This window comes from Streptomyces sp. NPDC005266, from assembly GCF_040607655.1.
GTDB lineage: Bacteria > Actinomycetota > Actinomycetes > Streptomycetales > Streptomycetaceae > Streptomyces.
In genome coordinates this window covers 46,277-58,545 of sequence record NZ_JBEXHC010000002.1, presented here as the reverse complement: position 1 = coordinate 58,545, position 12,269 = coordinate 46,277, and the positions used below count along the sequence as shown (strand labels likewise).

The window sequence follows — 12,269 nt, the reverse complement described above, 5'->3', positions numbered from 1 at the left end:
GCCCCGGAGAACCAGGCCGGGGCCGAAGCGGCTGAAGACGGCGATCGCCGCGGTGCGCTGCGCTGCGCACCGGATTCGGGGAGCTGCTGCGCGATATGCCGGGCGGTTAATGCCTGGCGGGCCCGGTGGCCGGACGGCCATGATGACCGCCATGACGACAACAGAACGCCGCGAAGTGTCCCGCACCGCCGATGAGCGCACCAGCCTGGAGGAGTGGCTTGACTTCCACCGCGCGACCCTGGCCGTCAAGTGCGAGGGGCTCGACGACAAGCAGCTGCGCGAGGCCTCCGCGCCCCCGTCCGAGCTGACCCTGCTCGGGCTGGTACGGCATATGGCCGAGGTCGAGCGCGCCTGGTTCCGGCGGGTGCTCGCCCAGGAGGACGTACCGCCGATCTGGTACAGCGACGAGGACCCGGACGGGGATTTCCACGTCACCGACGGGGACACCATGGAAAGCTCGTACGCCCTCTGGCGCGCCGAGATCGCCAAGGCCAAGGAGGCGGCGGCGGGCCGCTCCCTGGACGACATCGTCACCCGCCCCGGCCGTGGCGACTACAACCTGCGCTGGATATACCTCCACATGATCGAGGAGTACGCCCGCCACAACGGCCACGCCGACCTCATCCGCGAGCGGATCGACGGCGTCACGGGCGACTAAGCGGATACGGTGAAGTTGGCCGCTGATCCCTCGCCGTTCGGCCTGGCCGAGGGCTTGGACGCCGAGAAGGATCAGCACTTGACTTCGCCGTAACCGCTTAGGACCGCCGGACCGGCCGCGAGAGCCTCACCGCCCTCCTCGAACGGCCCGGCCGCGCCGTCGTCGGAGGGCGGCGAGGCCGCGCGGCCCCGTCCGGGCGCGGCGGGGCCCGGCCCGTTCCGGATGCGCGCGCCCGGCCGACGCCGCACGCTGAACATAGGGCCCGCGCACCCGGCTCGTCGTCTCCGCCCGCCCTCCTCTCTCCCCTGTCCGGCGGGCGGCGGGTCCTTCGACATGGAGCCAGGCATGACCACACCGCGAGATCTGTTGATCATCGCCATGGATATGGCGTCCACACGCCCGGTCGAGCGAGGCGATCTGTCGCTCGCCCTCGCGGGAGCCGAGGCGGTCGACCTCCTGCGTGCCGAAGTCATCGGCCTGGAGGGCGATCGGATCCTGCCCGGCCCCCAGCCGACGCTCGCCGATCACCTGTTGGAGGAAGCCGCGTCGTCGTTCGTCCGGGAAGCGCCGTACGAGTCGGTCGGCGACTGGCTGTGGCGCAGAGGCCGCGGCCTGCCCGCGACGTATCTGTCCGACCTCGAGGCGGAGGGGCAGCTCGTCCGGCAGCACCACCGCCGCTGGGTGGTCTTCCGCACCACGGAGCTGGTGCTGGTCGATACGCCCGCCCGCCGCCAGGCGGCGAACCGCTGGGCCTCCGATGAGCCCGTCCTCTCCACCCTCGCCGCGGAGGTCGGCATCAGCGACAAACCGGCCGAGGACGCCCCGCAGGTGGCCGACGAGGCGGCGGCGACGGTGCTCACCGCCGTCGATGGCGCGTTGCTGGAATTGGCGGTGGAACGGCAACGGCGGGCCCACAGGCGCGACGAGGCGGCCCTGAACAACGTGCGACGCGGATACTGAGACGCTCTAAGCGGTTACGGCGAAGTCAAGTGCTGATCCTTCTCGACGTCCATCCCCTCGGCCAGGCCGAACGGCGAGGGATCAGCGGCGAACCTCACCGCATCCGCTCAGTAGCCCTCGGCTCCCTCCAGACGCAGCGTCAGCCGCCCGATGGCGGCCCGCACCCCGTCGCCGTACGGATCGTCGCCGAGTGCGTCGGCGCTCGCCCGCGCCAGGGCCAGCTGGATGCGCGCCGCCTCCTCCTGGCCGAGCTTCACATAGTCGGCGGCCACATTGAGGTGCAGGGCGGGGTAGAACGCGCGCACCTCCAAGGCGCCGGTGAGCCCGTCGGCCGCCGCGAGGGCCAGCAGGTCCCACATCAGCTCGTCGGCCGGATCGTCCTGGGTGTCGGCCATGTAGTGGGCGAGGGCGCAGCGGTGATAGGGGTCGCCACCGTGCTCGATCTCCTGCCAGAGCACGGCGAACCGATTGCGCGCCTCCTCCCGGTCGCCGCCCCGGTGCAGCATGACCGCCTGCCCGATCCGGATCAGCACGGCGTCGCCGCCGTCCGGCGTCTCCCGCCGCACTCGCGCCATCGCGACCTCCCGCCCGCTGCTGCGCTTCTTCGCTTGGACGACGCTAACCGCTGGACCCGCCTCCCTCGGCGTGTCGGGGTTCAGCCGGGCGTGGCCGGCGGCCCGTACCGGTGCGCCAGTTCGGTCACCGCGCGGGCGACGGCCGCCCGCAGCTCGGGCGGCCCGACCACCTCGGCGTCCGTGCCCAGCCGGAGCATGTCGTGGACGGCGATGGACAGCGACTCCACGGGGAGCACCACGCGCACCCGTCCCTCGGCGTCGGGTGGGTCCGCCCCGGCCGCCGCCACCGCGCCGGCCGTGCCGAACTGCATCGGCAGCAGCTTCAGCCCGCGCGCGGAGAGCAGCAGCTCGGCCTCGCCCCGGTAGCGCGAGGACTCCAGCCGCCGGGACGACTCCTGCCAGTAGGCGGCGAGGTCGAATCCGGCCGGCCGCTCGAAGACCTCCTCCAGCAGCTCGGCGGCGAGGATCCGGGAGACCCGGTAGCTGCGCACGGTGTCCTCCGCACGCGCCACCAGATACCAGATGCCGCCCTTGAGGACGAGGCCCAGTGCGTGCAGCTCCCGCCGCACCTCACCGCGCCAGCGTCGGTAGTGCACCCGCAGGACCCTCCGCTGCCAGACGGCCTCGGCGGCCTGCGCGAGATGCGGCACCGGCTCGGCGTCCCGGAACCAGCCGGGCGCGTCGAGGTGGAAGCGCTTCTGGATGCGGCGCGACCGCTCGCCCAGCTCCGCCGGAAGCGCGGCCCGCAGCTTGAGCTGGGCCGTGGTGAGATCGGCGCCCAGCCCCAGCTGGGCGGCGAGACCCGGCATTCCGGCGAGGAAGAGGGAGTCGGCCTCGTCGCCGGTGAGCCCGGTGAGCCGGGTGCGGTAGCCGTCGAGCAGCCGGTAGCCGCCGGCCGGACCGCGGTCGGCGTACACGGGCACGCCGGACGCGCTCAGCGCCTCGACGTCGCGGTAGACGGTACGGACCGAGACCTCCAGCTCCGCGGCGATCTCCGGCGCGGTCATCCGGCCCCGGTTCTGGAGCAGTAGGAGCAGCGAGAGAAGGCGGTCTGCGCGCATGCGGTCCATTCTGGCCGCCGTACCTGACAAAGGATGTCAGGTACGGCGGCCAGAGTGCTCTCATCAGCGCTTGGCCCCCTAGACAAGGACGCACCATGACCACGCACACCACGGGCACCTTCACCTACGCCAACTGGGAGGAGACAGTCGTCGGGCAGGCCGGGGAGGGCCCGAAGCTGGCCCGCGCCACCGTCACCAACACCTTCTCCGGGGGCATCGAGGCGGCGGAGACCAGCTGTGAGTACGCCATCAGCTACCTCACCGAGAAGACCGGCGTCTGCTGCGGCTACGAGCTGCTGACCGGCACCCTCGACGGCCGAACCGGAAGCTTCGCCGTCGAGCAGCGCTGCACCTGGGGCGAGGACGGCACGGTCCGCTGTTCCTTCGAGGTGGTGCCCGGATCCGGCACCGGCGGGCTGGCCGGGCTCACCGGATCGGGCACCTTCGTCGCGGTGCGGGGCGAACAGGCCGTCCCCTACAGCTTCGGCTACGACCTGTAGCGGGATCGCGGTCAGGAGCCGAGGTTGGGGATCCGCCAGTCGATCGGGGTGTGCCCCTGGGCCTTGACCGCCTCGTCGATCTGGGTGAAGGGGCGCGAGCCGAAGAACTTCTTCGCCGACAGCGGGGAGGGGTGCGCCCCCTTCACCACCGCATGCCGCCCCTCGTCGATCAGCGGCAGCTTCTTCTGGGCGTAGTTGCCCCACAGCACGAAGACGGCCGGGTCGGGGCGCGAGGCGACGGCGCGGATCACCGCGTCGGTGAACTTCTCCCATCCCTTGCTCTTATGGGAGTTGGCCTCGCCGCCCCGGACCGTCAGCACCGCGTTGAGCAGCAGCACACCCTGCCGGGCCCAGGGCATCAGATAGCCGTTGTCGGGCACCGGATGGCCGAGCTCGGCGTGCATCTCCTTGTAGATGTTCCGCAGCGACGGTGGAGTCTTGACGCCCGGCCGCACGGAGAAGCACAGGCCGTGCCCCTGCCCTTCGCCGTGGTACGGGTCCTGCCCGAGGATCAACACCTTCACCTGGTCGTACGGGGTGGCCTCCAGGGCGGCGAAGACCTCCTCGTGCGGCGGGTGGACGGGACCCTTGGCCCGCTCCTCCTCGACGAACTCGGTGAGCTCCTTGAAATAGGGCTTCTCCAGCTCCTCGCCGAGGACCCCGCGCCAGGACTCGGGCAGCACGTAGGGCACGTCAACAACCTCCGGTAGGTGATCCGTCTACAGGCACAGAACCTACCGGCGCCCACCGACAACGGCGTATTCGCTCGGGTGGCCCCGATCCGGATCGGATCGGGGCCGCCCGAGGATCCCGGCCGTCGGAGCGCGCACGACGGCACCCCCGGAGGGGACCGGCTCGCTCAGGCGACCCCGGCGTTGAGGAAGATCCCGCCGTCGACCACCAGCGTCTGGCCGGTGATCCACGCCGCTTGGTCGGAGGTGAGGAAGGCCGCCGCGCCCCCGATGTCCTCCGGCATCCCGAGCCGCTTCAGCGGATACGCCGCGGCGGCCTCGGCCTCGCGTCCCTCGTACAGGGCGGTCGCGAACTTGGTCTTCACCACGGCAGGGGCGATGGCGTTGACCCGCACACCCGGCGCGAACTCATGGGCGAGCTGCGCGGTGAGGTTGATCATGGCCGCCTTGCTCACCCCGTACGCCGCTATGAAGGGTGAGGTCGAGAGCCCGGCGACCGAGGCGATGTTGAGAATCGCGCCGCCGTTCTCCTTCTGCCAGGCCTTCCAGGTCTGCTGGGCGAAGCCGAGCGCCGAGACGACATTGGTCTCGAACACCTTGCGGATCACGCCGAGGTCGAGGTCGGCGATGGGCCCGAAGACCGGGTTCGTGCCGGCGTTGTTGACGAGGTAGTCGACCCGCCCGAACGTCTCCATCGCGCGCTCGACGGCGACCGCCTGGTGCGCCTCGTCATGGGCCTTGCCCGGGACGCCGATCACCCGGTCGGCGCCGAGCCGCTCGACGGCCTCCTTGAGCGCTTCCTCGTTGCGCCCGGTGATGCACACCCGGTCGCCGCGCGCCACCAGCGCCTCGGCGATGCCGTATCCGATGCCGCGGCTCGCCCCGGTGACAAGCGCGGCCTTGCCGCTGTCCTGAATCCCTGCGGTCATGTGGTGTGTCGCTCCTGATCAGTTGAGCGGGCCGCCGGCCACATACATGACCTGGCCGGAAATGAACCCGGCGCCCTCGCCGGTGAAGAAGGCGATGGCGCCCGCGACGTCCTCGGGCTGTCCCACGCGCCGCACCGGGATCTGGCCCGCGGCCGCCTGCTGGAAGTCCTCGAAGCCCACGCCGACGCGCTCGGCGGTCGAGGCGGTCATGTCGGTCGCGATGAAGCCGGGAGCCACGGCGTTGGCGGTGATGCCGAACTTGCCGAGCTCGATGGCGAGGGTCTTGGTGAAGCCCTGCATACCGGCCTTGGCGGCGGAGTAGTTGACCTGGCCGCGGTTGCCGAGCGCGGAGCTGCTGGAGAGGTTGACGATACGGCCGAACTCCGCGTCCACCATGTGCTTCTGGCAGGCACGCGACATCAGGAACGCGCCCCGCAGATGCACGTTCATCACGGTGTCCCAGTCGGCCTCGCTCATCTTGAAGAGCAGGTTGTCGCGGAGCACGCCCGCGTTGTTGACCAGGATCGTCGGCGCGCCGAGCTCTTCGGCGACCCGTGCGACCGCGGCCTCGACCTGCTTGGCGTCGGACACATCGCAGCCCACGGCGATGGCCTTGCCGCCCGCCGCGGTGATCTTCTCCACGGTGCCCGCACAGGACCCCTCGTCGAGGTCGAGCACGGCGACGGCGCGTCCCTCCTCGGCCAGACGCACGGCGGTCGCCGCGCCGATGCCGCGGGCCGCGCCCGTCACGATGGCAACGCGCTGCTCGGTGGTGGACATGCGGGTTCTCCTCGCCTCGATAGCGGCTCACCACCCCGGTCCCGGTGGTGAGCAACCGCTTAGTCGCTTCTGCGACGAGACGCTATGAGGCCCGCCACCGCCTGTCAACGACCTGCTGTGATGCGGTTGCTCACCCTGCCCGTCAGCGCACCAGCAGCTCGAGCAACCGCTCGAGCTCCGCCTCCGCGTCAGACGTCAGCCCCGTGTGCACCGGACCCGGCTGGATGATCGTGGAGCGCGGCGCGACCAGCCAGCGGAAGCGCCGTCCCGCGTCGTCTCCCGCCGCCTGCCCGGCCCGCTCGCCCCCGCGGCAGACGCCCTCCACCGCGCGCAGCGCGGCCCGGACGCCCGCCACGTCCACCGAGGGGTCGAGCGCCAGCAGCCGGTGCTCGTCCAGATGGATCCGGGCCGCCACGAACGACTTCGCACGGCAGTAGACGACGACGCCCGCGTTGATCTGCTCACCGCGCTCCACCCGGGGCACCACCCGTACGACGGCGTACTCGAAGACATCCCGGTCCATGGTCGCCCCGCTCATTTCGCCGCCTTTCCGTCGACCCACACCCGCAGCCACTCCGGCGCCCGCGACGGCCCGTCCTTGGTGCGCTCGCCGACCGTAATACGGTCACCGACCGTCGCCGCGCGCTCCAGCAGCACCTCGACATAGGCGCGGCGCAGCGCGTCCGGGCTCTCGAAACCGGGCTCGTCGATCAGCCACTCGTCGGGGACGTCGGCCACGACCTCGGTCAGCAGCTCCTCGGTGATCCGCGGCGCCAGCTCCTCGGACGCCGCGGCGATGTCCGGCGCGAAGGTCGCCAGGACGTGGTCGGAGGCGTCGTACGGCTTGGCGGCGGCGGTTCCCACCCCGCTCCAGTTGTGGTGCCAGATCATCGTGGCGCCGTGGTCGATGAGCCACAGCCGTCCGTGCCAGACCAGCAGATTGGGGTTGCGCCAGGAGCGGTCCACATTGCCGATGAGCGCGTCGAACCACACCACGCGCCCGGCCTCCGCCGAGCCCACCTCGAAGGCGAGCGGGTCGAAGCCGAGCGAGCCGGGCAGATAGTCCATGCCCAGGTTGAGCCCGCCGCTGGCCTTGAGCAGCTCCTGCACCTCGTGGTCCGGCTCGCTCCGGCCGATCACCGGGTCCAGCTGCATCCGTACGAGATCAGGGATCCGCAGCCCCAGCCGGCGGCCCAGCCGGCCGCAGATGACCTCGGCGACCAGGGTCTTGCGGCCCTGCCCGGCGCCGGTGAACTTCATGACGTACGTACCGAGATCGTCGGCCTCGACGATGCCGGGGAGCGATCCGCCTTCACGCAGGGGCGTGACGTAGCGGGTCGCGGTGACCTCATTCAGCATATTCCCAGGCCACCCATCTCTTCAGCCTTGCAATCCACGGTCAACCCTGGAGGGGCGTAACAGCGGGAATCACCCGTCAACGGGCCTGGGGAGAATCTGGGGAGTTTCGGCTGGCATCCCGATCTCCCCGCTCCCCCAGCAGTCCGTCGATGGCGATGCGCCCCTTGCTTCCGGCCTCCGGCATGAAATGAGCATAGTAACCGAGGGTGATCGCGGGCGAGGAGTGCCCGAGCCACCGCGCCAAGGTCACGACGGACTCTCCAGCCTCCAGCATGAGCGAGGCATAGGTGTGCCGCAGCACATGGAAGCCGTCCTTCGGGGCCGCCGCCCACTGCCAGGGTTTCGCTCTCTCGGCGCGCGGTGGGATGATGCCGGCCTCTGCCAGCGCGGGCTTCCAGGTGTAGGTGTTCCACGTGTTCACCGCGATAGCGTTGCCGAATCGTGTGGTGAGCAGCAGCGAGAACTTCCTCGCCTGACCCTCCGGCTTCCCCCACGGAAGCTCCACTTCCACCGGTGGGAACGCTTCGACATGACGCTTCAACTCCTCGGTTACTGAGGTGGGCATGTCGACGGTACGTGTCTTCTTCCCTTTCGGCAGTGCAAAGTACAACCTTCCACGGATCACCTGGATTTGGCGGCGGACGTGCAGAACGCCTCGCGCGTAGTCGATGTCCTCCGGGCTCAGCCCAAACACCTCGCCCTGACGGAGCCCGCATCCCAGGCCGACTACGACGGCTATCCGGTTTCGTGGACTGATGACGTCGCGAACTCGCAGCGCCGTCTCCAATCGCCACGCGTCGCGTCGCTCTTGCGGCGCCTTCGGCCACCGCACGGACTTCGCGTGCATGGGGTTCCTGGCCAGCCGCTTGTCGTCAACAGCCGCTTCCAGAATGGAGGAGAGCTCGGACAGAATGCCGCGCTGGTAGTCGACCGAGGAGACGGTTGACTGCAACTTGGCTATGTAAGCGCGCAGATCCGCCGCCGTGATGTTCCTGAGGGGGAGTTGACCCAGGTGCGGAATGATGTGAAGGCGCGCTCTCCGCTCCTGGTTGTCTTGGGTCTTCGGAACTCCGCCCCTGCCCGGCGCCCAGTGCATCGCAATGTAGTCGGCAAGTGTTATGGATCCGTCGCGCGGGTCCACAAACTCGCCCCGCTCTTCGTCCGTGGCTGCTCGACGAAGCCACGCCTTGGCGTCCTCCAACGTGTCGAAGGAGCGATCCCGGACTCCGGGGATACCGGCGACCTTGTACCGCTTCCCCTTGCCGTAGCGAGCGGTTCTTTCCCTCTGCCCGGTTATCGGGTCCTTCTTCTTCTTGATCCAACGATCTTCGATGTAGCCGGCCAGGGTGATACTCCTTGTCGAGGGGGAAACGGCGCTCTGAGGCGTGGGAGCGTCAGGCGTTGGGGATTCGAATGGGCCGTTGCTGAGGAGTGGCGCTCAGCGGGCTCAGGACGGCGTTGGAGCGGGAGTCGGCCTGCTCCTGTTCACGGATCCAGGCGTCGACGGCTTCTCGGCGGTACATGACGCGACCGCGAGGACCCATGCGGAAGCTCGGCGGCCCCTGCCGCCGGTGCCGCCAGACGTAGAGCGTGTGCGGTGAAAGGCCGAGATACTCGGCGGCATCCTTGACGTTGAGGAATGCGGCGCCGGCGGCGCCAGCAGGAGCGGGTGCGGCAGATGGAGGGAGCAGCGATCGTGCAGGCATGGAGTAATGGTCACCACGATCAACGGTTTGGCTAACCGGCGATCGTGGCCTATGTTGCGCTCGCGCTCCGCAAGAGAGGCTTGTCCCGCGCTGCCAGTCACGCCCCCGAGTTTCCGCACCACGAAACGCTCAGAAACCCCGATGGCACGGGGCCACACGCCGAGTTGCAGCTCCGGGTGCACCGCAGCATGTGCGAGGACGGCCCTATCGCGGCGGTAGCCGCATTGCAGCAAGTCCTCGCCAAAGAGGCCGGCAGTGCGTACGCGCCCGGTGGAGACGGCACCATAGTCGCCCGCCGCCTGGCCATACCAGGCGTTCAGTGCGCCGAGGACAAAGAGAGCGGGTGACGTGAAGCGAGCGGATCGAATAGCGGGGTCAGACAGGCGAACCTCCCAAGTAGGGGCCATGCCAGCAAGGCAGTCACACGCTGTGCAGGATTCCGAGATATTTCGCAACCCGGGCCGCAGTGGAGTATCTACGCATCCTGGCCTGGTGTTTTCGGGGACGTTGTACGTTGACATGGTCCCGGCGGAGGTATCCAGTCCTGTCGTCCTATTTCTCGTCTGCCGTGAGCGAATGCCCGTCGGCGGCCCGCATGAAGTCCTCCTGTCGTGGACTTATGGAGGCGCAGGGAATGCGCCGACGCCTGCATCATGCAGCCGCACCACCTCGTTGATGAGTGGACCTGCCACTGCAGTGCCGAAGCGACGCGCAACCCCGATTGACACGCTGCCGTCTGACTGATCCACGTCGTGGTCGAGCCCAACTCACCTTCACGGCCGGCGACCGGCTTTCGGTGTGCCCTGGACGGCTGGGTAGGGTCGCGGTACCCGAGCTGGAGAGGTAGTTGCATGGCCAACGAGATTGTGATCGCGCAGACGACCAGCGACAACGAGGATCAGGCGAAGGCACTGGCCCGAGGCGCGGTCGAGAGCAAGCTGGCAGCGGGCGTTCACATCGATGCGCCGATCACCGCCTTCTACTGGTGGAAGGGGAAGGTCGAGGCGGCGCAGGAGTGGCGGATCTCGTACATGACTACGACGGACCGTCTACCGGCGCTGGAAGCGTGGCTGCACGAGAGGCACCCGTATGACGTCCCCCAATGGATCACACTGCGCGTGACCGGCGGGTCGGAGGCGTACCTGTCCTGGGTTGTCGAGGAGACGGCACAGGGCTGAGGAGCGACGGGCCGGACGTACGACAGCATTCGCGTCCCGGGGTTTGCCGCGTACCGCCGGAGGGGGCTCAGGATGCGCACTGCCGCAGATAGACGGCGAGTTCTCGCTCTCTGTCGGGGAGCGAAGCTGCGATAGTCTCTGCGCGCTCCTTGCCCATCGTGTTGGGCTTGGCCTGTGCCGCCGTAGCGAATTGGCGTGACACGTAGACGCCTTGGTCGACGTCGCCTCCACGCAGTAAGGCCGAAGCGAGATCGCCGAGAACCACCACGCCCCCGTCCGGTAGTTCGTCCCCTAGCCTCGCTATTTCACTTGGTGCGAGGCCGGGTTCTGTGCGGTAATGCGAAAGTGCCTTCTGAGCTGGGACGATGAACCTTGTCGAGGGGTTCTGTCGGTCCAGGCGGAAGGCACTTTCTGCGTGCAGGGTATCGGTTCGCGTCCCAAGCTTCATGTCTCTGCTGACGGTGCCGGGGTGGTCAGCCATGCGGGGTCCCGCCTGCTGGCGGATCTTGCCGATGCCACTGGGCTGACCAGCGCGTACTCCGCCGCGTTGGGGCCCCTTCGGCCACGCGGTACCGGCCACGACCCTGGCCGGATCGCCGCCGATCTCGCGGTGATGCTCGCTGATGGCGGCGAGGCCATCACGGATCTGGCCGTGCTGCGGGACCAGGGTGAAGTGTTCGGCCCGGTCGCCTCGACACCGACGGCCTGGCGGCTGCTCGCCGACATCGACGAGACTGGCCTCGCTCGGCTGCGAACGGCCCGCGCCCAGGCACGAGAGGTCGCCTGGCTGCAGGCCGCCGAGACCCGTTCCGGCATACCGGCGGTGAAGGCCGGCGGACGGGAACTTCCCGGCCTGGTCCTGGACATCGACGCCACACTGGTGGCCTGCCACTCCGATAAGGACCAAGCCGCACCCACCTACAAAGGCGGCTTCGGCTTCCACCCTCTGGTCTGTTTCCTGGCCAACACCGGCGAGGGCATGTCCGGGCAGCTGCGGCCCGGCAACGCCGGAGCCAACACCGCCGCCGATCACATCGCGGTGCTGGACGACGCGCTCACGCAGATCCCCGACGCCCACCGGCACGGCACCGACATCCTCGTCCGCACCGACAGCGCCGGATCAGCGAAAGCCTTCCTCGCCCACGTCCGAGACCTGCGCATACGAGGAATGCGCACCTTCTTCTCGGTCGGATACGCGGTCACCGAGCCGGTCCGCCGCGCAATCCGGGCCCTGCCCGATCGGGTCTGGCACCCCGCCCTGGACCAGGACGGGACACTGCGTGCCGGCGCCGAGGTCGCCGAGCTGACCGGCATGGTCGACCTGGCTGGCTATCCGGACGGCACCCGCATCATCGTGCGCCGCGAGCGCCCGCACCCCGGCGCCCAACTGTCCCTGTTCGACCAGGACGAGGGCCTGCGGCACCAGGTCTTCCTCACCGACACGCCGTTCGCCGGCGGGGGCTCCGCCCAGTTCCTGGAGGCCCGTCACCGCGGGCATGCCACCGTCGAGGACCACATCCGGTGCGGCAAGACCACCGGGTTCGGCCGCTTCCCCTCCCGCCATTTCCTGGTCAACGCCGCTTGGCTCGAACTCAGCCTCGCGGCGATCGACCTCCTCGCCTGGACCCGCGTCCTCCTGCTGGACGGCGACCTGGCCACCGCCGAACCCAAGAAACTGCGCTACCGAATCCTGCACGTCGCCGCCCGGATCACCCGCGGCGGCCGCCGCCTGCGCATGCGGATATCGGCGACCTGGCCCTGGAGAGATGAACTCACGGCCGCATTCCACCGCCTGGCCGCCCTACCTCGCCCCGCCAACTGAACGACCGCCCTCTGACCACCGCGACCCGAAGGACCTTGGAGGACCCGGC

Annotated in this window: 14 protein-coding genes and 1 pseudogene; 5 read left to right on the top strand and 10 right to left on the bottom strand. The window is 69.3% G+C overall.

Features of this window, described 5'->3' with window-relative positions:
* Positions 1 to 151: 151 nt before the first annotated feature.
* Both ABZU99_RS03800 and ABZU99_RS03795 read left to right on the top strand, forming a co-directional pair.
* Positions 152 to 658 carry a DinB family protein gene (locus ABZU99_RS03800; protein WP_356050155.1) on the top strand — a complete coding sequence of 169 codons (507 nt, stop codon included), beginning with the start codon at positions 152 to 154 and terminating at the stop codon, positions 656 to 658.
* 345 nt (positions 659 to 1,003) lie between these two features.
* Positions 1,004 to 1,618 (top strand): GPP34 family phosphoprotein, encoded by a 615-nt coding sequence (locus tag ABZU99_RS03795; protein ID WP_356050154.1) that lies wholly within the window; start codon positions 1,004 to 1,006, stop codon positions 1,616 to 1,618.
* 107 nt (positions 1,619 to 1,725) lie between these two features.
* Here the strand turns inward: ABZU99_RS03795 and ABZU99_RS03790 are convergent, their stop codons facing one another.
* Together ABZU99_RS03790 and ABZU99_RS03785 are read right to left on the bottom strand one after the other, a co-directional pair.
* Entirely contained in the window at positions 1,726 to 2,193 is a 468-nt protein-coding gene (locus tag ABZU99_RS03790; RefSeq protein ID WP_355951768.1) for a hypothetical protein, read from the bottom strand.
* 80 nt (positions 2,194 to 2,273) lie between these two features.
* Positions 2,274 to 3,263 carry a WYL domain-containing protein gene (locus ABZU99_RS03785; protein ID WP_356050153.1) on the bottom strand — a complete coding sequence of 330 codons (990 nt, stop codon included), beginning with the start codon at positions 3,261 to 3,263 and terminating at the stop codon, positions 2,274 to 2,276.
* 86 nt (positions 3,264 to 3,349) lie between these two features.
* On the opposite strand from ABZU99_RS03785, the gene ABZU99_RS03780 reads away from it, so the two are divergent.
* Positions 3,350 to 3,754, top strand: a complete 405-nt coding sequence (locus ABZU99_RS03780; RefSeq protein ID WP_355951762.1) for a DUF3224 domain-containing protein — start codon at positions 3,350 to 3,352, stop codon at positions 3,752 to 3,754.
* Between the two features lie 11 nt (positions 3,755 to 3,765).
* Here the strand turns inward: ABZU99_RS03780 and ABZU99_RS03775 are convergent, their stop codons facing one another.
* From ABZU99_RS03775 to ABZU99_RS03745, 7 genes are all read right to left on the bottom strand, one after another.
* Entirely contained in the window at positions 3,766 to 4,446 is a 681-nt protein-coding gene (locus ABZU99_RS03775; RefSeq protein WP_355951759.1) for a uracil-DNA glycosylase, read from the bottom strand.
* A gap of 167 nt (positions 4,447 to 4,613) precedes the next feature.
* Entirely contained in the window at positions 4,614 to 5,375 is a 762-nt protein-coding gene (locus ABZU99_RS03770; RefSeq protein ID WP_355951756.1) for an SDR family oxidoreductase, read from the bottom strand.
* Between the two features lie 18 nt (positions 5,376 to 5,393).
* A complete protein-coding gene (gene fabG / locus ABZU99_RS03765) occupies positions 5,394 to 6,155 on the bottom strand; it encodes a 3-oxoacyl-ACP reductase FabG (RefSeq protein WP_355951754.1) in 762 nt (253 codons plus the stop codon).
* A 142-nt stretch (positions 6,156 to 6,297) separates the two neighbouring features.
* Entirely contained in the window at positions 6,298 to 6,693 is a 396-nt protein-coding gene (locus ABZU99_RS03760; protein ID WP_355951751.1) for a DUF3037 domain-containing protein, read from the bottom strand.
* Positions 6,690 to 7,514, bottom strand: coding sequence for a HipA family kinase (locus tag ABZU99_RS03755; RefSeq protein ID WP_356050152.1), 825 nt, complete (start codon positions 7,512 to 7,514; stop codon positions 6,690 to 6,692). The genes ABZU99_RS03760 and ABZU99_RS03755 overlap by 4 nt, the downstream gene beginning before the upstream one ends.
* 76 nt (positions 7,515 to 7,590) lie before the next feature.
* The gene (locus tag ABZU99_RS03750; protein ID WP_356050167.1) at positions 7,591 to 8,859 is read right to left on the bottom strand and encodes a site-specific integrase; all 1,269 of its coding nucleotides are present in this window, start codon (positions 8,857 to 8,859) and stop codon (positions 7,591 to 7,593) included.
* A gap of 49 nt (positions 8,860 to 8,908) precedes the next feature.
* Positions 8,909 to 9,220 (bottom strand): helix-turn-helix domain-containing protein, encoded by a 312-nt coding sequence (locus ABZU99_RS03745; protein ID WP_356050151.1) that lies wholly within the window; start codon positions 9,218 to 9,220, stop codon positions 8,909 to 8,911.
* An 851-nt stretch (positions 9,221 to 10,071) separates the two neighbouring features.
* Between ABZU99_RS03745 and cutA the strand changes: the two genes are divergently transcribed.
* Positions 10,072 to 10,398: a divalent-cation tolerance protein CutA gene (gene cutA / locus ABZU99_RS03740; RefSeq protein ID WP_356050150.1), complete on the top strand. Its 327-nt coding sequence runs from the start codon at positions 10,072 to 10,074 to the stop codon at positions 10,396 to 10,398.
* 67 nt (positions 10,399 to 10,465) lie between these two features.
* Here cutA and ABZU99_RS03735 read toward each other — a convergent pair.
* Positions 10,466 to 10,696 (bottom strand): annotated as a pseudogene (locus ABZU99_RS03735) (transcriptional regulator); the annotation flags it as partial.
* 87 nt (positions 10,697 to 10,783) lie between these two features.
* Between ABZU99_RS03735 and ABZU99_RS03730 the strand changes: the two are divergent.
* Positions 10,784 to 12,220: an IS1380 family transposase gene (locus ABZU99_RS03730; protein WP_356050341.1), complete on the top strand. Its 1,437-nt coding sequence runs from the start codon at positions 10,784 to 10,786 to the stop codon at positions 12,218 to 12,220.
* Positions 12,221 to 12,269 lie beyond the last annotated feature (49 nt).

Coding starts and splice junctions, on each gene's coding strand:
- ABZU99_RS03795 (WP_356050154.1), top strand. CDS start 1,004: ATGACCACACCGCGAGATCTGTTGATCATCGCCATGGATATGGCGTCC.
- ABZU99_RS03770 (WP_355951756.1), bottom strand. CDS start 5,375: ATGACCGCAGGGATTCAGGACAGCGGCAAGGCCGCGCTTGTCACCGGG.
- ABZU99_RS03785 (WP_356050153.1), bottom strand. CDS start 3,263: ATGGACCGCATGCGCGCAGACCGCCTTCTCTCGCTGCTCCTACTGCTC.
- fabG (WP_355951754.1), bottom strand. CDS start 6,155: ATGTCCACCACCGAGCAGCGCGTTGCCATCGTGACGGGCGCGGCCCGC.
- ABZU99_RS03780 (WP_355951762.1), top strand. CDS start 3,350: ATGACCACGCACACCACGGGCACCTTCACCTACGCCAACTGGGAGGAG.
- ABZU99_RS03755 (WP_356050152.1), bottom strand. CDS start 7,514: ATGCTGAATGAGGTCACCGCGACCCGCTACGTCACGCCCCTGCGTGAA.
- cutA (WP_356050150.1), top strand. CDS start 10,072: ATGGCCAACGAGATTGTGATCGCGCAGACGACCAGCGACAACGAGGAT.
- ABZU99_RS03790 (WP_355951768.1), bottom strand. CDS start 2,193: ATGGCGCGAGTGCGGCGGGAGACGCCGGACGGCGGCGACGCCGTGCTG.
- ABZU99_RS03760 (WP_355951751.1), bottom strand. CDS start 6,693: ATGAGCGGGGCGACCATGGACCGGGATGTCTTCGAGTACGCCGTCGTA.
- ABZU99_RS03745 (WP_356050151.1), bottom strand. CDS start 9,220: ATGCCTGCACGATCGCTGCTCCCTCCATCTGCCGCACCCGCTCCTGCT.
- ABZU99_RS03800 (WP_356050155.1), top strand. CDS start 152: ATGACGACAACAGAACGCCGCGAAGTGTCCCGCACCGCCGATGAGCGC.